General features: G+C 33.3%; 24 protein-coding genes. 2 read left to right on the top strand and 22 right to left on the bottom strand.

Features of this window, described 5'->3' with window-relative positions:
* Window positions 1-95: 95 nt before the first annotated feature.
* Together CKV65_RS02890 and CKV65_RS02885 are read right to left on the bottom strand one after the other, a co-directional pair.
* On the bottom strand, window positions 96-986 hold the full coding sequence (locus tag CKV65_RS02890) for a fumarylacetoacetate hydrolase family protein (RefSeq protein ID WP_231922705.1): 891 nt from the start codon (window positions 984-986) through the stop codon (window positions 96-98).
* 60 nt (window positions 987-1046) lie between these two features.
* Window positions 1047-2690 (bottom strand): putative manganese-dependent inorganic diphosphatase, encoded by a 1644-nt coding sequence (locus CKV65_RS02885; RefSeq protein ID WP_027890897.1) that lies wholly within the window; start codon window positions 2688-2690, stop codon window positions 1047-1049.
* A gap of 300 nt (window positions 2691-2990) precedes the next feature.
* Here CKV65_RS02885 and CKV65_RS02880 point away from each other — a divergent pair, with 300 nt between their 5' ends.
* Entirely contained in the window at window positions 2991-3773 is a 783-nt protein-coding gene (locus CKV65_RS02880; protein WP_027890896.1) for a tRNA lysidine(34) synthetase, read from the top strand.
* Here CKV65_RS02880 and CKV65_RS10760 read toward each other — a convergent pair.
* The 17 genes from CKV65_RS10760 to dapF form a co-directional block, all read right to left on the bottom strand.
* Window positions 3764-3904 carry a hypothetical protein gene (locus CKV65_RS10760; RefSeq protein ID WP_155909611.1) on the bottom strand — a complete coding sequence of 47 codons (141 nt, stop codon included), beginning with the start codon at window positions 3902-3904 and terminating at the stop codon, window positions 3764-3766. The genes CKV65_RS02880 and CKV65_RS10760 overlap by 10 nt on opposite strands.
* Before the next feature lie 152 nt (window positions 3905-4056).
* Entirely contained in the window at window positions 4057-5115 is a 1059-nt protein-coding gene (ispG, locus tag CKV65_RS02875; protein WP_027890895.1) for a flavodoxin-dependent (E)-4-hydroxy-3-methylbut-2-enyl-diphosphate synthase, read from the bottom strand.
* 141 nt (window positions 5116-5256) lie between these two features.
* Window positions 5257-6291: an RIP metalloprotease RseP gene (gene rseP, locus CKV65_RS02870; RefSeq protein ID WP_027890894.1), complete on the bottom strand. Its 1035-nt coding sequence runs from the start codon at window positions 6289-6291 to the stop codon at window positions 5257-5259.
* On the bottom strand, window positions 6285-7439 hold the full coding sequence (locus tag CKV65_RS02865; protein ID WP_027890893.1) for a 1-deoxy-D-xylulose-5-phosphate reductoisomerase: 1155 nt from the start codon (window positions 7437-7439) through the stop codon (window positions 6285-6287). Before CKV65_RS02865 ends, rseP begins: the two co-directional genes overlap by 7 nt.
* 22 nt (window positions 7440-7461) lie before the next feature.
* A complete protein-coding gene (locus CKV65_RS02860; protein WP_420891135.1) occupies window positions 7462-8298 on the bottom strand; it encodes a phosphatidate cytidylyltransferase in 837 nt (278 codons plus the stop codon).
* Window positions 8299-8303: 5 nt separating this feature from the next.
* Window positions 8304-9089, bottom strand: a complete 786-nt coding sequence (locus CKV65_RS02855; protein WP_027890891.1) for an isoprenyl transferase — start codon at window positions 9087-9089, stop codon at window positions 8304-8306.
* A gap of 88 nt (window positions 9090-9177) precedes the next feature.
* The gene (locus CKV65_RS02850) at window positions 9178-9345 is read right to left on the bottom strand and encodes a DUF362 domain-containing protein (RefSeq protein ID WP_027890890.1); all 168 of its coding nucleotides are present in this window, start codon (window positions 9343-9345) and stop codon (window positions 9178-9180) included.
* On the bottom strand, window positions 9346-9549 hold the full coding sequence (locus CKV65_RS02845) for a hypothetical protein (RefSeq protein ID WP_027890889.1): 204 nt from the start codon (window positions 9547-9549) through the stop codon (window positions 9346-9348). It abuts the gene before it with no gap.
* 5 nt (window positions 9550-9554) lie between these two features.
* Window positions 9555-10112, bottom strand: coding sequence for a ribosome recycling factor (gene frr / locus CKV65_RS02840; protein WP_027890888.1), 558 nt, complete (start codon window positions 10110-10112; stop codon window positions 9555-9557).
* A gap of 1 nt (window position 10113) precedes the next feature.
* Window positions 10114-10854, bottom strand: a complete 741-nt coding sequence (gene pyrH / locus CKV65_RS02835) for a UMP kinase (RefSeq protein WP_036255002.1) — start codon at window positions 10852-10854, stop codon at window positions 10114-10116.
* A 320-nt stretch (window positions 10855-11174) separates the two neighbouring features.
* Entirely contained in the window at window positions 11175-12578 is a 1404-nt protein-coding gene (locus tag CKV65_RS02830; protein WP_027890886.1) for an aminopeptidase, read from the bottom strand.
* Between the two features lie 126 nt (window positions 12579-12704).
* A complete protein-coding gene (gene coaBC, locus CKV65_RS02825) occupies window positions 12705-13919 on the bottom strand; it encodes a bifunctional phosphopantothenoylcysteine decarboxylase/phosphopantothenate--cysteine ligase CoaBC (RefSeq protein ID WP_027890885.1) in 1215 nt (404 codons plus the stop codon).
* A 14-nt stretch (window positions 13920-13933) separates the two neighbouring features.
* Complete coding sequence (gene rpoZ / locus CKV65_RS02820; protein ID WP_036254990.1) at window positions 13934-14143, bottom strand: DNA-directed RNA polymerase subunit omega; 210 nt, start codon at window positions 14141-14143, stop codon at window positions 13934-13936.
* A gap of 27 nt (window positions 14144-14170) precedes the next feature.
* Window positions 14171-14791 carry a guanylate kinase gene (gene gmk / locus CKV65_RS02815; RefSeq protein WP_027890883.1) on the bottom strand — a complete coding sequence of 207 codons (621 nt, stop codon included), beginning with the start codon at window positions 14789-14791 and terminating at the stop codon, window positions 14171-14173.
* Window positions 14792-14795: 4 nt separating this feature from the next.
* Entirely contained in the window at window positions 14796-15056 is a 261-nt protein-coding gene (remA, locus tag CKV65_RS02810; protein WP_027890882.1) for an extracellular matrix/biofilm regulator RemA, read from the bottom strand.
* 23 nt (window positions 15057-15079) lie between these two features.
* Entirely contained in the window at window positions 15080-15976 is an 897-nt protein-coding gene (locus CKV65_RS02805; RefSeq protein WP_027890881.1) for a YicC/YloC family endoribonuclease, read from the bottom strand.
* An 11-nt stretch (window positions 15977-15987) separates the two neighbouring features.
* Window positions 15988-16818 (bottom strand): diaminopimelate epimerase, encoded by an 831-nt coding sequence (gene dapF / locus CKV65_RS02800; RefSeq protein ID WP_027890880.1) that lies wholly within the window; start codon window positions 16816-16818, stop codon window positions 15988-15990.
* A gap of 340 nt (window positions 16819-17158) precedes the next feature.
* Here dapF and CKV65_RS02795 point away from each other — a divergent pair, with 340 nt between their 5' ends.
* Window positions 17159-18928, top strand: a complete 1770-nt coding sequence (locus tag CKV65_RS02795) for an Rqc2 family fibronectin-binding protein (protein WP_027890879.1) — start codon at window positions 17159-17161, stop codon at window positions 18926-18928.
* Window positions 18929-18976: 48 nt separating this feature from the next.
* Here CKV65_RS02795 and CKV65_RS02790 read toward each other — a convergent pair whose 3' ends face one another.
* The 3 genes from CKV65_RS02790 to codY all read right to left on the bottom strand — a co-directional run bounded on the left by CKV65_RS02790 (window position 18977) and on the right by codY (window position 20806).
* Entirely contained in the window at window positions 18977-19435 is a 459-nt protein-coding gene (locus tag CKV65_RS02790; protein ID WP_027890878.1) for a DUF3887 domain-containing protein, read from the bottom strand.
* A 12-nt stretch (window positions 19436-19447) separates the two neighbouring features.
* Window positions 19448-19753 carry a hypothetical protein gene (locus CKV65_RS02785; protein ID WP_143746725.1) on the bottom strand — a complete coding sequence of 102 codons (306 nt, stop codon included), beginning with the start codon at window positions 19751-19753 and terminating at the stop codon, window positions 19448-19450.
* Window positions 19754-20029: 276 nt separating this feature from the next.
* Window positions 20030-20806, bottom strand: a complete 777-nt coding sequence (gene codY / locus CKV65_RS02780) for a GTP-sensing pleiotropic transcriptional regulator CodY (RefSeq protein ID WP_027890877.1) — start codon at window positions 20804-20806, stop codon at window positions 20030-20032.
* Window positions 20807-20894 lie beyond the last annotated feature (88 nt).

Raw genomic sequence — 20894 nt, 5'->3', positions numbered from 1 at the left:
GTTTTTTGGAAAACTTCACCATAAATTAAACGAAAAATACCATTTAATTGTATAAAAAAACTGCTGATTACCTCATCAGCAGTTTTCTTTTATCATCATTCTATTGTATTTATGAGTTTGCCAATCTGTGGAATTTCACATACAACACAATCGCCTTTTCTGAGCCATTTTCCTGGTCTATAACCCATGCCTACACCTGATGGTGTTCCTGTCGCTATGATATCGCCAGCTTCTAATGTCATTCCCTGTGATAATTCTGAAACGATATACGGAACATCATGCAAGAACAAACTTGTATTTGAATTCTGGCGCAATTCTCCATTTACAGTGCATTTTACATCTACTTTCAATGGAAATGGCAATGCTGATTTATGCAAAATTACAGGACCCATAGCGCTGTAAGTATCAAGTGATTTACCTCTAAACCACTGCATATGCTTTTTCTGCAAACGGCGCGATGAAAAATCATTGAATACACTGTAACCGAAAATATAATCTTCAACATCTTCTATTTTGATATTTTTTCCAGTCTTACCAATTATAACGGCTAATTCCACTTCATAATCAAGTGCACTATCCACATCGAATTGACCTTGAACAGCTTCATTCGTACCTAAAATTTTTATAGCTCGTTTACCAAAATAAACAGCATCATTCGTATCCTTTTTAAAATTAGCAACACGGTCTTTTGTTTCTTCTAAATGAGCGCTGTAATTTACACCTACGCATAAAATATCATGAATAGGTCTTTCTATCGGAGCTAATATTTTAATATCTTTTGTCGCTGTTTTAAACAGACTTTCATCTTGCAAAGATTGCTGTAATCTCTGTATGTCTTCATCAGTTAAATTTTCAATTACTTTTTGCATTGTCGAGCAATCTTTTTGTGCAAAAATATCTTTTAAATTCAATACAGCTGTTTCAGCTTTATTGAATATACCGATATTCACTGTATCATCTTGAAAATATCGTACGAATTTCATCATTTTCACTCCTTTTTATTTAGTAAAAAAGCAGGGCAATAATACCCTGCTAAAATTACTCAATTAAAGTCTTTTTACTGCTTCAGAAAGAGGTGGTACAATCTGTTTTTTACGGGACATTACGCCTGGTAAATACATAACAGATTTGCTAGCATCTTGTTTAAATGCTTCACCGATTAAGTTTTTAGGTTCACCGCTGAATAATAAATAGCTACCTTCGTTAATGATATCAGTTACGATAACAAGGGACATAGCATATCCTTCTTTTTCGCAAACTTGAGCCATATTAGCTAAGATTTCATCTTTCATAGCCATTACTTGGTCAGTATCCATTACAGATAACTGGCTGATGAGCATTGGATAGTTGCCAATCTGGAATTCTTTGGAGTCATTTTTAACGATATCTGCTGGAGTCATATCGCCGATATCTGCGCCAGCTTTAAGCATTGCTAAGCCGTATTCTTTATAATCAACGCCTGCAATTTTTGCTAAATATTCAACAGCATCTTTATCTGCCTGAGTGCAAGTTGGAGATTTAAACAATACTGTATCAGAGATGATAGCGGATAAGAGTAAACCTGCAATCTGCTGAGGAATTTCAACATTATTTTGCTGATACATATTTGTAACAATTGTGCAAGTGCAACCTACTGGACGAACGTTAATGAAAATAGGGTCACTTGTTTGAAGTCCACCAAAACGATGATGGTCTACTACTTCGATGATTTTACCAGATTCAATACCTTCTACAGCTTGACCGAGTTCATTGTGGTCAGTCATGATGATAGATTGTTTTTCTGGCATCATGAATTTATCTTTGCTAACAATACCAACGAGTTTACCATTTTCTACAACTGGATAATTGCGATATTCATTTGTTTCTAAAATACCTTTAACATCGCTTATCATATCAGTTGGTTTGAAAGATACTACATTTGTAGTCATGATGCTAGATACTGGTGCGCACTGGCTGATAAGACGAGCTGTGCTGTAAGTATCAAATGCAGTAGTGAGAACAATAACGTTTTTATCTTTTGCTTTAGCGATTATTTCTTCAGAAACTACTGCATCACTTGTGATAATCATGCAAGATACACCGAGGTCAATGCATTTATCATAAGCTTTTTCTGGTCTATTGCCAATAATTACAATTTCACCAGCTTTGATAGTGTCTGCAACGCGTTCAATGCAACTTGCAATAACTTTGATATCGCCTGTGATTTTAGCTGTATCATTACCTTTTACTAATACTTTTGCTTCAATTACATTTTCAATATCAACAATAGAAGCACCAGAAGCGGATACACTATCTAATGTAATTTCTTGGAAATAAGCTTTTGCTAAATCGCTGACACTTGCCATACCAACGAGTTTATCTTCTTCATCGACAACAGGCACGGAACGAAGACCAGCTTCTTTCATAGCCATGCCTAAAGTACGAAGGTTATCTGTAGTTTTCACTTTTTTAGTTACGCTGATAGCAATATCACTTACACGTGGATAAATATCAGTTATAAGCTGTGGAGCCTGTGCTTTAAAGTAATCCAAAGCGTATTTTGTTTCTTTGTTAATGCTGCCAGCACGAGCTGCTACAACATTTTTTGCGCCCATAACATTTTTTAAATTTGCATATGCAATAGCAGAGCAGATAGAGTCCGTATCAGGATTTCTATGACCGATGACATAAATATTTTTTTCTGTGCTCATAAATTAGCCTCCATATTTTAAAATATAACTTTATTATAGCATTATAATGAATATCTGCAAAACCATTTTGTACTTAAAATCTTTAAACCATAGCTCTTTTTCACTGTAAACTGTAAATTTGCTTAGATTACAATAAAAATATTTATATAATTAAGTAATAAATTCACTTTAACTATAATAATTGCTAAAAAACGACACAACCTATATAATTATAGCGTATATAATGTAGAATATATTTATAAATATTACTTTACAAATCAAAATATTTAACAATAAATTATCTCAAAGAAAGGATTTTTTATGAAACCATTACCTAAAGAATATTTAAGTCGTTTAATCCGTGCTGTAGTAGAATTTCAACTCATTGAGGATAACGATAAAATTTTAATCGGATTATCCGGTGGCAAAGATAGCCTGTTCATGGCATATGCACTCACAGAATTAAAAAACACCTTAAAGAAAAACTTTTCTTTAGGTGCTATTACGATAAATCCAATGTTCACAAAAGATTTTTCTTGCCAAGAAATACAAAATTTCTGTGACAAATTAAATATACCTTACCATATTCATCAAGTTAATATTGCTGAAACAATTGCTAACCAAGATAACAAAAACGCTTGTTATTCCTGTGCATTTTTCCGCCGTGGCGCTATTAATGGATATGCTAAAGAACATGGCTACAACAAAGTTGCTTATGCTCATAATCATGATGACGCTGTAGAAACATTTTTTATGAACTTATTTTATTCCGGTCAGCTTAAGACTTTCATGCCATCAACGTATTTAAGCCGTTCTGATATCACGGTTATCCGTCCGCTCTTATATTTCCGTGAAGCAGAAATACGCGATGCCATTTCACTTCACGGACAAAAACCTTGCGCTCCACCTTGTCCTTTTAATGGCAATACTATGCGCCAAAAAGCTAAAGAATTGATTGAAACACTGTCTAAAGACAATCCTAAATTGTATGAACATTTAGCTGCTGGCATGCGCGTAACAGCTATCGGTGATTTATGGCCAGCGCCAAAAAGTCGCAAGGAAATGAAACCATTTTATTATAAATTCTTTAAAAATCAATCTTGATGAATACATTCTGGAGGTTTTTTTCTTCTACTAAAAAGAACATGCTTGCACATTGATGAACATTTTTTCATTATAAAGTTTAAGAGTTTTTCATCCCAAAACAAAATATCGCCAACTGTTAAATCATTCATCAATACATTACCTCCATTCTAAATCACAGCAAAATAAATCATATCTAAATTATAAAATCTTTATGTAAAAAATATATTATCACTAAGTGAAATCTATGTATTAAAAAAGCTGCGCTAATCTTTGCGCAGCTTTTCTTTGTTTAATAAAAATATTATTTTATTATTTTATCGAGTTCAGCAAATAGTGCATCTACTAATTTATCTTCCGGAACTTTGCCAATGATTTCACCTTTGCGGAATAATAAACCTTCACCTTTTCCACCAGCAATACCGATATCAGCATCACGCGCTTCACCTGGGCCATTTACCACACAGCCCATTACTGCTACTTTAACAGGTTTTTTTATGCCATCTAAGCGTTTTTCTACTTTAGCCGCAATGCTTGGCAAATCAATATTGCAACGACCACAAGTAGGACAAGAAATGAGCGTAGGACCGTATTCTTTAAGTCCCAAAGCTTTTAAAATTTCATTGGCAACTTTGACTTCATTCACTGGGTCACCAGTTAAAGAAATGCGGAAAGTATCGCCTATGCCTTCAGCTAAAAGTGCACCAATGCCAACAGCCGATTTTATAATACCCGTATTGACTGTACCTGCTTCTGTTATACCTAAATGAAGCGGATAATCTACTGTTTGACTCATTAAGCGATATGCTTCAATTGTAAGTGGCACATCATGTGCTTTAAGAGAAATTTTTATATCATGAAAATCTAATTTTTCCAAAATGCGCACATGTTCCATAGCACTTTCCACTAGAGCTTTTGCCGTAACTTTGCCATATTTTGCCAATAATTTTTTATCCAACGAACCTGCATTTACACCAATGCGTATTGGAATATGTTTTGCTTTAGCTGCTGTTACTACAGCTTTAACGCGTTCTTCATCTCCGATATTGCCCGGATTTATGCGAAGTGCATCAATTCCCTGTTCAATCGCTTTAAGCGCTAATCTGTAATCAAAATGAATATCAGCTACAAGCGGTATATTCACTTGTACTTTAATATTAGCTATATTCTCTGCCGCTGTCATATCTGGTACAGCAAGGCGCACGATATCACAGCCAGCATCTTGCAACGCCTTAATCTGAGCCACTGTTGCCTCTGTATCAGTTGTTTTAGTATTTGTCATAGATTGCACAGAAATTGGCGCACCGCCACCAATTTTTACATTACCAATAGCAATTTGACGAGTTTTTCTTCTTGTTATCATCTTATTACATCCTTATCTTAAAATTATGTACACTTAAATTTTAAAAACGAATAATAAAATGCCTAGCGCAATATAAATAAAAGCATACAATAGCCTTTTTCTATATTGCGCTAAACTGATAATTTTATAAATTTATTTACTTTAATTAAATAAACGTCCTATGTCTTGTGCAGTGGCAAAGAACATCAACGAAAGAAGTAAAATAATCCCTGCCATCTGTACTACACGTACATATTTAGCTTCAATAGGCTTACCGCGTAATGCTTCTACTAGCAATACTATAAAATGACCGCCATCGAGTGCTGGAATAGGTAATAAATTGATTATACCTAAGTTTAAGCTCAAAAGCGCTGCAAATTGCAATAATGGAACAATACCTAGATGAGCTGCTTGACTCGTCATTTGAGCTACGCCGACAGGGCCAGACAATTCAGCTGATACACTACCTGTTATCATACCTATGAGCGCACTGTACATCTGATAAACAATATTTACTACAGTACTTAATGCTAAAATTATTGAGTCAACAAATCCAACATTTTGCGTTTGTACCGGTGCTGTTACACCGATTAAAGCGCGTTTTGCCTGTTCATCATATTTAGGCACAACAGAAGTTTTCATCGTTTCATCATCGCGAATAAATTCAACGCTTAAAACTTTACCATCTTCATGCTGTACTTTTTGCACGAAATCTGTCCAGCTATCAACAGGTTGACCATTGATGCTTACGATTTTATCGCCCATTTTAAGACCAGCTTGACTAGCCGCTTGACCTTCCATAACTTGACCAAGCACAGGCTCATTGATAGGCGTTTGAATACCATTGAAGAAGAATATTCCCGCAAAAATAACGAATGGCAATACAAAATTCATAAATGAACCTGCAAGAATAACAATCATTCTTGCCCATACAGGTCTAGCCCAATATGCTCTATCGCCAGCATCTTCATCCATACCCTTTTCCATACCAGCGATTTTGTTAAAGCCACCAAGCGGAATACTTCTTATAGAATAAACAGTTTCTCCTCTTCGTGTGCTCCAAATCTTAGGACCAAAACCGATAGCAAATTCATCAACTCGCATACCTGTTTTCTTTGCCGTAATAAAATGACCAAATTCATGAACTAGAACCAATAGACCAAAAACAAATACAATTGCAATGGCACTTATTAACATATTTTACTCAATTTCTCCTTTACATTCTGTCGAGTTTTTGCATCAATCTCAAATAAATCTTCTAATTCTGGCTGAACTAAAGTTACATGAGCTAGCATTTCTGCTTCTATTATATCATAAATGTCTAAAAAGCTGATTTGTTCATTTAAAAATGCTTCTACAGCGATTTCATTTGCTGCGTTCATAACGCATGGCATAGAACCACCGATTTTGCCTGCTTCATAAGCAAGTGCCAAACCGCGGAATGTATCTGTATCAGGTTTTTCAAATGTGAGTGATTGCATTTTCCAAAAATCGAGTTTTGGAGCAACACATTCCAATCGTTCTGGATAAGTGAGCGCATATTGAATAGGTAAACGCATATCAGTCGATGCTAATTGAGCAATGACTGAACCATCTACATATTGAACCATAGAATGAACAATGCTTTGTGGATGTACTACAACTTGAATTTTATCATATGATACACCATAGAGCTGTTTTGCTTCTATGACTTCTAAGCCTTTATTCATCAAAGTTGCACTGTCAATTGTTATTTTTCTGCCCATTCTCCAAGTTGGATGATTTAAGCATTGTTTTACTGATACATTTTTAAGTTCATCTATTGTCTTGCCTCTAAATGGACCACCAGAAGCTGTTACGAGAAGTTTATCCACTTTTGCCATATCTTCGCCATGTAAACACTGAAATAATGCACCATGTTCACTGTCGATTGGCATAATTTCTATGCCTTTTTCTTTAGCTTTTTGCATGACTAATTCGCCAGCTACTACTAGAGTTTCTTTATTGGCAAGAGCAATATTTTTGCCAGCTTCAATAGCTGCCATAGTAGGGCGAAGACCAGCAAATCCCATAAGTGATGTAACGACTGTATCAATCTTATCACTTGTAGCGCCTGCAATTAATCCTTCTTCACCATATAATAGCTTTGTTTCACCATTATAACGCGCTTTTAATTTTTCATAAGCATTTTTATCACAGAGTACAGCGATACTAGGTTTAAATTCATTAATTTGTTTTTCTAATAATTCATCACTAGCATTAGCTGCTAAAACTTCTATTTTTAAAATATCTGCATGATTTCTTACGACATCTAAAGTTTGTGTACCAATAGAGCCTGTTGAACCCAATACAGCAATTTTTTTCATAAACAATACTCCTTTAATCTAATCAAAAACCCAATAAAAATACCGCTGTATAATAAACAAGCGGAGCTGTGAACAACAAACTATCAAAGCGGTCTAATACTCCGCCGTGACCTGGAATTAAATTACCAGAATCTTTAATACCCACATATCGTTTAAAACAAGACTCTACTAAATCGCCTAAAGTTCCAATTACAGCAATCAAAGCTCCCATTACGAGCATAACAATTAAATTAAAACCAAAAATATTGCCTAATATTGCCATACAAATCATAGTACCTACAATACCGCCAACAAATCCTTCAATGCTTTTTTTAGGACTTATTGTTTCGCAAAGACGATGTTTGCCTATGCTACAACCAACAAAATAAGCAAATGTATCACTTGCCCATGTGCCGATGAAAGTCAACCAAACAAGTGCACAACCTGCTGTAAAATCTCCCATTAATGAATTTGTTGCCAATACAACATCACCACCTAAAGTGCGTAATGCTGTCAAATGATAAAACGGTATTACGATATACATAATACCAGCTAACATAATACATGCCTGCTGTACAGAAAAAGAACTATGATTAAATATCATCTTAAAGAATACAAACATCAATACTACCATAAATGGAAATACTATATATTCCGGTAATAATACTGCTTCTAAAATAGCATATACAGTTAAAATTGCTCCAAAAACAGTAGGTAAATTTATACCTTTATGTGCAAAAGCATGAGAATATTCTACCCATGCCAACATAGCTAAAACAAGTACAGCTATTATAAACAGCCAACTACCTGTTTGTATTATTATTCCGGCAGCTATTATCCCAACAATTCCACTGATAATTCGTGTTAGCAAAATACACACCGCCTTTAATTTAATTTCTTATCTAATCCGCCAAAACGTCTATCTCTATGTTGAAAATCAATTAGTGCTTCAATAAATTCTTCTGATGTAAAATCTGGCCAATTTGTCTTTGTAAACCAAAATTCAGCATAAGCTGATTGCCATAATAAGAAATTGCTAAGACGCATATCTCCACTTGTACGTATCATTAAATCCACAGGTGGAAGACCTTTTGTATATAAACTGTCATCAATTATTTTATCATCTATCTGTTCTACAGAAAGCGTACCATCATTTACTTGTTTTGCAATATTCTTCACAGCAGTAACGATTTCATCACGCCCACCATAGTTTATAGCTACATTAAATTTTACACCTGTATTATCTTTAGTAATTTCTTCTGCTTTATGAAATTCTTTTGCTAAAGTACCAGGTAATTCATCAATTCTACCAATAAATTTTATTTGAACATTATTTTTACATAAATCTTCAATTTGAGCTGCTAAAAAATTAGAAAATAAATTCATTAAAAAATTTACTTCCGTAATAGGTCTTTTCCAGTTTTCTGTAGAAAATGCATATACTGTTAAAACCGGAATATTAAGTTTTATACATGTCATTAATATATTTTTTACTGTGTTTGCGCCTGCTTTATGTCCAGAAGTTCTAATAAGGCCTTTTCCTGTAGCCCAACGACCGTTTCCATCCATTATTATGCCAATATGTTGAGGTAATTTATTTAAATCTAAATTATCTTTAGACACAATATGTTTCCTCTGCGTTTTTTTCTTAAAAAAAATCTTTTTGAGCATTTCCTTATTACTCCTCTTACATAAATTTACTAATATAATAAACTAGCCCCTCTTAATTAATAATAGAGGGGCTACGCATGAAAAATAATTATGCTTCAATAGCACCTGCAGGGCAGCCAGCTTGACATGCACCACATTCAACGCACATATCTGGGTCAATTTCATAATGGTTTTCGCCTTCAGAAATTGCACCTACAGGACAAGTACCAGCGCAAGCACCGCAAGAAATACATTCGTCAGTAATTTTATAAGCCATCTAGGACACCTCCTTTCGCATTTTAGCAGCAGCAGTAAGCTCTAAAATATCATCTTCTAATTTTCTCACTCTAATAATATACAATTTATCAGGGTCAACTTTAAAATAGCCTTTTATCGGCACAGTATAATTTATCTTAAATTTTACATTATTAGCATTTAATCTTTCAATAACATCAATAGCAGGTAATCCTACATATTCCATAATTATTATACTTCCATTATTTCTTTTTCTTTTTCTGCTCTAGCAGCATCTATTTCTTTGATGTATTTGTCAACGATTTTCTGTACATCTTCTTGACCTTTTTTAGCTTCATCTTCTGTTATAGATTTAGCTTTTTCTAATTTTTTAATAGCGTCATTAGCATCACGACGGATATTACGAACAGCAACTTTAGATTCTTCAGCGCGTTTATTTAAAGTCTTAACTAAATCTTTACGACGGTCTTCTGTGAGCTGTGGAATATTTAAGCGAATAACACTACCATCACTGTTAGGGCTTAAACCTAAATCAGATTTAGTAATAGCTTTTTCAATTTCATGTAACATAGTTTTTTCCCAAGGCTGAATAACAATCATTCTAGGTTCTGGTACAGAAATATTTGCTACCTGATTAACAGGAACTAAAGAGCCATAGTATTCTACAGAAACTTTATCTAAAAGTGCAGGAGTTGCACGACCTGCACGAAGAGATGCAAATTCGCCTCTTGCAGCTGTAACAGCTTTTTTCATACGTTCTTCTTGTGTTTTTATTACGTCTTTTACCATATTATGCCTTACCTCCAACAGTTGTACCTATATTTTCTCCAAGAGCAGCTTTTACAATATTTTCATGATTATCAATGTTAAATACTACTAAAGGAATTTTATTATCCATACAAAGGCTTGTAGCAGTGGAATCCATTACTGCTAAACCACGATTTAAAACTTCCATATATTCAAGACTATCAAATTTCTTAGCTTGTGGATTTTTATTAGGGTCAGAATCATATACACCGTCTGTATTCTTTTTACCCATTAAAATAACTTCTGCTTCAATTTCAGCAGCACGAAGAGCAGCTGTTGTATCTGTAGAAAAGTATGGATTACCAGTACCTGCACCAAAGATAACAACTCTACCTTTTTCCAAATGACGAATAGCCTTGCGGCGAATATATGGTTCCGCTACCTGACGCATTTCAATAGCAGACTGAACTCTACTATCTATACCCATACTTTCAAGTGCATCTTGAAGTGCCAAAGCATTCATTACTGTAGCGAGCATTCCCATATAATCAGCTGTTGCTCTGTCCATGCCCTTATTACTACCAGATAAGCCTCTCCAAATATTACCACCGCCAACAACAACGGCTACTTCAATACCGAACTCACGAACTTTTTTTATCTGTCTAGCAATAGATTCTACAACTTCTGGATTGATACCAAATCTCTGTTCTCCAGCTAAAGATTCACCACTAAGTTTGAATACTATGCGTTTATACTTAACATCAGCCACAATAAAAACCTCCATCATTACTAATAAAAAAACATTCTGTTAAATATCTTTACTTATTTTATCATATATCAATGACAAACGGTAGCTATAATTTACTATTTGTTAATATACCTTAAAATATTTTCTTTAAAACAAATATTACTCAATAAATTAATTTTTATTTTTAATGATTTACTTCTTAATAATTGAATACTGTTTAAATACTATAAGCACAAAAAAAGAGATAGATAATACATGATATACACCCTAAAAATTGTTTTTATGTCCAAATTTTAGGGTGTAGTTCAAACAATATCTATCTCTTTTTATAATCCAACTAATTTATTTCTATAATATTATGCATCTTTTAAGAAAGCACTATAACCTTTTTTAGTTTCATACACATCAATTTTACTAGTGATTTCCCATGGAGCGTGCATATTGAGTACAGCTACACCACTATCAATTACCTGCATACCATAAAGAGCCATGATATACGCTATAGTTCCGCCACCGCCAAGGTCAACGCGACCAAGTTCAGAGAACTGAATAGATACATTATTTTTGTCCATGATAGAACGAATATTGCCGAGATATTCAGCATTTGCATCATTAGAACCAGATTTACCACGAGCACCTGTAAATTTATTAAATGCCATGCCATGACCGAGATATGCAATATTTTTCATATCAAAAGAAGATTTGTATAAAGCATCATAAGCAGATGTTACATCAGAAGAAAGCATTTTAGAATTAGCAAGGCAACGTCTTAATGATAAATCACTGTATTGTCCAAGTAAATTCAAGATTTCAGCTAATGTATTTTCAAAGAAACGAGATTGCATTCCTGTTGCACCAACAGAACCGATTTCTTCTTTATCAACTAAAAGGCAGCATGATGTGCGTTTCATTGTCTTTGTTTCAAGCATAGCTACAAGAGAAGTATATGCACAAACTCTATCATCTTGACCATAAGAGATAATCATACTGCGGTCAAAACCAAGTTCACGCGCTTTACCAGCTGGAACAACTTCCAATTCAGCAGAAAGGAAATCTTCTTCTTCAAAATCGTATTTTTTGCCAACGATTTTCAAAACATTTGCTTTAACAGCTTCTTTTTCTGTATCTTTAAGTGGAATTGTACCCACAAGGATATCGAGATTTTCACCTTCTATAACTTTAGCAGCATTTTTCTGCATCTGTTCTTGAGATAAGTGAACTAACAAATCTGTAACGCAAAATACTGGGTCAGCTTCATCTTCCCCGATGACAACATCAACAACTGTTCCATCTTTTTTTACAACTACACCATGAATAGCAAGCGGTACAGTAACCCACTGATATTTTTTAATACCACCATAATAATGTGTATCCATATAAGCAAGTCCACCATCTTCATAAAGTGGATTTTGTTTAATATCAAGGCGTGGGCTATCTATATGAGCACCGAGAATATTCATGCCGTTTTCCATAGGTTCGCTACCAATATTGAATAAAGCTACAGATTTTTTCATGCAAACAGCATAAACTTTATCACCAGTTTGAAGTGTTTCATTGTTAGCTAAAATAGTGTTTAAATCTTTATATCCACAACTTTCAGCTTGAGCAATGATTTCTTTTACACATTCACGTTCTGTTTTGCATTGGCTTAAAAAATTACGATAATTAAGACAAAGTTTTTCTAATGCTTTTTTTTCACTAGCAGAATAATTATTCCATATATCTTTTTTCAATGATTGTTTATCTTTCTTTTTAGCCATAAAAATTACCTCTTTAAAATAATTTTAAATACATAATATAGATATTATAGCAGATTTATTACCATGTTAAAAATAAAAAAAAATTTATTGCCTATCTCTAGACAATAAATTTCTAATAAGTATACTTTAAGCTTTTATATTCATTTTTTCTTCAATTATATCAAAAATTAATTGAGCAAGTTCTGTTTTTTTCATCAATGGTGCTTGTTTTATTTGCCCATCACGTGTGATAATCTTAGCAATATTTGTATCAACATTAAAACCTGCTTGTGCTTGACTTACATCATTTGCCACAATCATATCCAAGTTTTTACGTTGTAATTTTCCTTGCGCATATTCTAAAACATTTTGCGTTTCAGCAGCAAAGCCTACTAAAAACTGTTTATCCGTCTTCTTTTCACCAAGACCTTTTAAAATATCTGGATTTTTGACGAGTTCTATTGTCATAACTTCATCAGATTTTTTAATTTTCTGCTCAGCAACTTCTTTTACACGATAATCAGATACAGCTGCTGCCATGATTGTTATATCGCTATCTGGAAAATACTGCTCAATATTGCTCTGCATATCGCGTGCAGACTCTACTTTAATCACTTTTACATTTTCCGGTGCAGGAAGATTAGTAATGCCTGAAACGAGCACTACATCAGCTCCGCGCTGTGCTGCTTCCTCAGCTATGGCATACCCCATTTTTCCACTAGAACGATTGCTAATATAGCGCACTGGGTCAATCGGTTCTCTAGTGCCTGCTGCACTTACTATTACTTTTTTACCTGCAAGCGATTGCTTCTTATCCATTTTAGCAAAATAATCTTCTACTTCATGGAATAAGTCTACAGCTTCTGGCAATCTTCCTATACCATTTACACCACAAGCAAGATGACCACTAGCTGGCTCAATTATTTTGTAATTAAATTGACGTAAAGTATCCAAGTTGCGCTGTGTTATTGGATTTGTATACATATTGCTATTCATAGCTGGTGCTAATAATACAGGTGCTTTTGTTGCCATGATAACTGTAGAAAGCATATCATCAGCTATGCCACCAGCAATTTTACCAATTATATTGGCTGTAGCTGGTGCAACGAGCACTAAGTCAGCTAAATTAGCCAATGCAATATGTTCAACATTCCAATTTGTAACTTTTTCCCACATAGAAACATTGACAGGATTGCCACTGATTTCTTGAAATGTGAGTGGTGTTACGAAATTAGTAGCCTCTTTTGTCATGACTACATGCACATTAGCCCCTGCTTTGCGCAGACGACTGGCAACTTCTATAACTTTATAGACAGCTATCCCACCGCAAACAGCCAACAAGACATTTTTATCTTTCAGCATTTTTTAGCCCCTTATTATAATGCTTTTTTTTCACGTTTATAAGTGATTTTATCTTCAGCAATTTCTTCAAGAGCATTTGTTACATCTTTGTGAGATTGTAATTGGGATTTTACAGGAGAACCTGTTAAAATTTGTCTAGCTCTTTTTGCTGCTAATACCACTAATGTGTATTTACTATCAACTTTTGGTAAAAGTTGGTCCATAGAAGGATGTACAATATCCATTATAAATCCTCTCCTTTTTAAATCATTTTACTTTTTTTCATTCATAAGCTCTTGTAGCTTATCTAAATTATTATACACTGCACAGCGTTCTGCTTCAATAATATATTCGATTTTTCTAACTACATCATCGACTACATCATTTACAATAATATAATCATAATTATTGCCACGTGAGATTTCGCCTACAGCTTCATCAAGACGGCGTACAATTGCTTCTTCAGAATCTTTGCCACGACCGCGAATGCGTTTTTCGAGTTCTTTTAAAGATGGTGGAATTAAAAATATAAATGTAGCTTCTTTTAAAAAGATTTTCTGCACATTTAATGCACCTTTTGTATCGATTTCAAGTAGCATATCACGGCCACTTTCTAATACTTCGCGCACTTTTTCCACTGGTGTACCATAATAATTACCATAAACTTCTGCCCATTCCAAAAGTTTATTTTCATTAATCATCTGTTGAAATTCTTCTTTTGATAAAAACCAATAGTCTTTACCATTAACTTCGCCTACGCGTGGCGCACGAGTAGTTGCTGAAATAGAATATGCTATTTCACTATGCTTTTGCAATAATTGTTTGCAAACTGTCCCTTTTCCTGTACCTGATGGTCCAGAAATGACTATCAAATTCCCCTTTTTTTTACTCATCGTTTTAATCCTTTTCTCTTCTTATTTCAATATTAATTCGGCTGGCCACTGTTTCTGGCTGTACAGCAGATAATATGACATGTCCGCTGTCCATGATAATCACAGAACGAGTCTTCTTGCCAAATGTTGCATCTATTAAATTTTTGGCTTCTTTTGCATCTTGAATAATTCTCTTCACAGGTGCTGACTCTGGGCCAATTATGGAAATAATTCTGTTAGCGGCTACGATATTACCATAACCAATGTTAATCAAATTAACTTTCATTATTACAGCTTCACCTTTAATGGTTATTCAATATTTTGGATTTGTTCACGTATCTTTTCTAATTCGCCTTTTATTTCTACTACTAATTTAGCGATATTAGCATTATTAGCTTTCGATGCCATTGTATTCGTTTCGCGATTCATCTCTTGTACAATGAAATCCATTTTTCTGCCGATATTACCTTTGGCATTTAAACTTTCGCCAAACTGTTGTAAATGACTGTCCATGCGTACAAGCTCTTCTGTAATATCTATTTTGTCAGCCATTATAGCACATTCTTGAATAACGCGACTTTCCTCAATATCTGTTTCCGCCAAAAGTCCATTCAATACTTCCATTAAATGATTGCGATAATTAACCAATCTTTCTGGAGCAACTAAACGAATTTTTTCCACTAAATCAGCAATTACAGCTATGCGTTTCGTCAAATCTTTTTTGAGATTTTCTCCTTCGATTTCTTTCATCTTAACGAAGGCTTCTGTAGCTTCTTTAACCGTTTTAAGCAATAAAGGTTTTATTTCTTCTAAATTGAGCTGTACATCTTCTTCATTAACAATTCCCGGATAAGAGGCTAAATCCACCAAGGAAATCTTGTCAAATTTACTTTTTTTATACGCTTTTTTTATCGTATTTTCAATTTCCTGCAAGCTACTATAATACGCAACTAATAAATTTCTGTCAACTGATAATTGTTTTTTATTATCGCTATTATCAACAAAATTTATATATATGTCTATTTTACCACGTAAATTATATTCGTTCAAAACACCAACAATATCCGTCTCTAATGAACGCAACATATTTGGCATACGCACTGATACATCACGATAACGATTATTTACGGCTTTCATTTCTACGCCGATTTTATATTTACCATCATCAAACTGTGCACTGCCAAAACCAGTCATACTTCTTGGCACATTAATCCCCCTTAATCAACCCATCTAGCTTCATATACTTTTGTAGCTGGGCCAGTCATATAAATATGATTATTGTCAGCCCATTCAATTTTAAGTATACCACCATCAAGTTCTACTTGTATCTGTCGTTTAGTCAAATTATTGAGCATGCATGCAACACCTGTAGCACAAGAACCCGTTCCACATGCTAATGTAATGCCAGCACCACGTTCCCAAACACGCATACGTACATAACCATCATTTTTAATTTCTACAAATTCCGTATTTGTCTTACGTGGAAAAGCACTATGTGTTTCAAATTTAGGACCGATTTCATCCAATTTAATTTCGTTGATATCATCTACAAAGACAACACAATGTGGATTGCCCATAGATACACATGTCATCTTATAATTTTTTCCATCAACTATGATATCTTCATTGATTACTTTTCCATTGCCAAAGCCAGCAACTGGAATTTTGTCACCTTCCAAAATTGGTTCTCCCATATCAACATGAACAGTACCATCTTCTTGAATTTCTGGAATGATGATGCCAGCTCCCGTTTCTACTGCAAATTTACGCTTAGTAGTGAGCCCTGCACCATAAACAGCTTTAGCAAAACAACGAATACCATTGCCACACATTTCAGCTTCACTACCATCGCTGTTGATAATCTGCATGCGAAAATCTGCTACTTTTGATGGCAAAATAAAAATAACACCATCTGCACCTGCACCAAAATGACGGTCACAGATTTTTTCGGCATTATTTCTGATTTCAGACACATCTTCACCATTAAACGCATTTACCAGTACAAAATCATTTCCACAAGCCTGCCATTTAACAAAATCAAACTTCATTACAAAATCCTCCTTAAAATCATATACGATTTTACCTTAATTTATATATTGTCTGCAACAAACAATATAGATTTTATAACAAATAACTAAAATATAGTTCGCTATTTATTATCAATAATCCTGCTTAAATACATTGTACATATCTATTTTCTTTCATAATACATCAATTAATGCTGATTTTTTGACGAAAAATGCCTAGATGAAAACCTACCACTATTTACACAACATCAAAAAATCATTAAAATAAATATACTGCTTAGTTTTCCTATAAAAATATCTAAATAATTAAAAATCAACCAATATAATTGCGATAAAATTATACTGAAAGGAGCTATTTTTTATGAGCTTAGACGGTTTTTCTTTAAAACCTTTAATAGATGAATTAAATGAAAAAATCGCTGGTGGTCGCATTGACCGCATTTGTCAGCCAAATAAGCAAGATGTATATTTTTATATACGTCAACCAAGACAAACTCATATTTTATATTTATCCATAAATCCTCAAAACCCTATGGTAAATATAACACCTGTTCAACCGGAAAATCCACCTGAACCACCTGTTTTTTGCATGGTTTTACGCAAACAGCTCGAAGGCGGACGCATTGCCTCAATCAGTCAATACGGTCTTGACCGCATGGCATTAATCGATATTGATACATTAGGACCTAAAGGTGTTATCATAACAAAAACACTAGTTGCTGAACTGATGGGAAAATACAGTAATTTAATTTTAATGCAAGATGGAACTATTATTGATGCTTTCCGCAAAGTCGGTGAAAATAATAACCGTGTACGCACTGTTCTGCCTGGTCATCAATATGAATTACCCCCTGTTCAAGATAAATTAAATATATTAAATGCCAATTCCGAAGATTTTATTGAACGCGTAAAAATATATAAAGAAGGCACCCTATATCAAGCAATTTTAGCTAGTGCACTCGGTTTTGGTCCTGTTAGCGTTCAGGAAGTCATTTATCTTGCTGGATTATACGATGATTTATTAATTAAAGAAATGGATAATAGTGATTTTCAATCATTGCAAAAAGCCATTGATGAAATAAAATCTTGTTATCTGCAAAAAGAATTTTCTCCAACTCTTGTCCTGGATAAAAAACAAAAGATAAAAGCAATGACACCATTTGCCTTGCATACTTTTCCTGAAAATAAATTTACAGTACAGACATTTGATACAATGAATGATTTAATGGAACAATCTAAGAACTTTGTGAACAGCAACAAAATTCCTGAAAAAGACACATATTTAAAAATCATTCATAATGAAATAAATCGCTTGGTGAAAAAAGAAAAAATACTTGCTGAAGAATTTTCTAAAGCGCAAAAAGCAGAAAAACAAAAAATAAAAGCTGATAATTTAATGACATACCAATATCAGTTTACAGACCATAAAGACAAAGAAATTTCTGTACCTAATATTTATGACGAAAATGGTGCACTCATAAAAATTACGCTTGATACTAAACTCACATTAATTCAAAATGCACAGGCTTATTATAAAAAATATGATAAATTAAAGCGTTCTCAAGAAATGTTACAAATTCAGATTAAACAATGTCATCGCGATAAAAATTATGCTCAATCCATTGAAGCCGCCCTTGATACAGTAAATACTTTTTCTGATATTGAAGATATAAAGCAAGAAATGATAAAAGCAGGCTTTATACCACCTGATACAAAGAAAAAAGCCTCTGTTGCTCCATCTAAACCATATAAATTCAAATTGCCAAATGATATGATTTTATATGTAGGCAAAAATAACTATCAAAATGATAAACTGACTTTCAAAGTAGCACACAACGATGATATATGGCTTCATACAAAAGATATTCCTGGCTCTCATGTCATCATCGATACAAAAGGCGATGAAGTAGATGAAGATACAATATTTTTAGCTGCCCAAATCGCAGGATATTTCAGCAAAGCTCGTAACTCTTCTAAAATTCCAGTCGATTATGTACAGCGTAAATATGTAAAAAAACCATCTGGTGCAAAACCTGGTTTTGTTATCTTCACTAATAATAAAACATTGTATGTAACACCTGATGAAGAACAAATTCAATCAATTATAAACTACGATTTAAATAAAAAATAAACAAAAAAGGCTTGGATTTTTAAAATCCAGGCCTTTTTATTTCATTAATTATTGTGCCTGCTGAGTCGTCTGTGCTTCAGCATTAGTTTGTGGCTTCATTGTCATTAAACCAAAATCAATTAATTTAGTATCTTTATCAAATACAAACACCATTGCCACCATCTTTTCATTAGTAAAAGATGCTATATATGTTAATTTATCTTGTTGTCCATTAGGTTGTAATCTTTCAAAAGAGAAAAATCTTTCTTGATTTAAATCACCCATTTTAGTTTTAATATCATTTTTTAATCCTACAAAATCTTTTTCATTTAATTTAGTTTTTAATCCTTCACTGAGATTAGCAGAGACTTTATCATAATTGACATTATCACTAGTTAGAGCCGCAATAAATGTATCAGCTACTTTTTGTTCTTTGTTTAAATCTCCACCATCAGCAGCCATACAAATACTTGAAAATGCCATTACCATTACCATTACCACAGTTAAAAATAATACTAGTTTTTTCATAAAAAACCCTCCTTATTTACTCCAAACGATATTCATAAGTTCAGAGTATTCATCTTGCATTTGTTTTATAATATTATTTAACACAGCAATAATTATTTTACTTTCATCATCATCTTCTCCCATGATACAGCTGTCTAAAATCAAATCATTTTGCTGAGTTAAATAAAATTTATAAGATTTATACTTAGCATTTAATTTATTTAAAAAGGAAACTACTTTTTCTGTATTTTCCACACTAGAAATTAATTGCACTCTAATCATGCGATAAATACTATCATCTAAAATTATCGCCATAGGAAGTTGCTGTCCCTTAACCATAATTCTAGAACGAAATATCACTGTATTAAATTCATCTTTAAATTCTTCAAAATTAAATCCAGTGATATTATTTATTGTTAAATATTCCTTAAATTTTTAAGCTTTATTATTCATAAATTCATACTCCTTTTAGCATAATATATTAACATAAGAAATATGTATTTTTTAGTTTTGTATATTTTACATCTATTTATGTTTTCTTTCAATAAAAAAATAAAATTAATATAAAAAGCTATCATACAAAAATAAATGTATGATAGCTTTTATCTTCCATAATTATCTTTTAAGTTTTTGAATTTCTTCTAATAAATAGTCATTTAATACGCGAATATACGTACCTTTCATACCAAGTGATTTAGATTCAATTACACCAGCAGATTCAAATTTACGCAATGCGTTGACTATTACAGAACGTGTAATACCTACGCGGTCTGCAATTTTAGAAGCTACTAATAGACCTTCAGTGCCATTTAATTCGCTTAAGATATTAACAGCAGCTTCGATTTCAGAATAAGAAAGTGTAGCAAGTGCAATCTGAACAGTAGCTTTTTTACGTGCTTCAACTTCCATTTTTTGAGAATTATCACGTAAAATTTCCATGCCAACAACTGTTGCACCATATTCAGCTAATAATAAATCATCATCGTTAAATTCTTCATTAAATTTAGCCAATACTAATGTAGCAATACGTTCACCTACACCGTAAATAGGTACGATTGTGACAACTTTTCCTTCAACTTCACAAATATCTTTTTCAGCACCAAAAACACAATGTTCTTGTTGTTTAATATTTGGAGATGTTGCATCCATTTTTAACAACCAATTAACATAATGTTTTGGGAATTCTCCCTGGCTTACGATTTTGTCAATCATAGTGTCACATTCAAAATCATCGAGGAATGCATAGCCGTAAATTTTACCTGTTTTACTTACAATATATACATTCGCTTCGATAACATTGCTAAGTACGCGAGAGATGCTATCGTATTCTACAGCTTCTGCTTTTTGAAGTAATTTATTTATTTTTCTTGTTTTTTCGAGTAAAGACGCCATCTGTTATCCCCTTCCTGAGCAAGAGTTTTTCCCCTGCTAAACCATTTCCTTTATTTATTTTAACATATATATTCTTAATTTAAAAGAA

Source organism: Megamonas hypermegale (assembly GCF_900187035.1).
Lineage (GTDB): Bacteria > Bacillota > Negativicutes > Selenomonadales > Selenomonadaceae > Megamonas > Megamonas hypermegale.
Note: the sequence above shows the minus strand (reverse complement) of the source record. Positions and strands in the feature narration are given on the sequence as shown.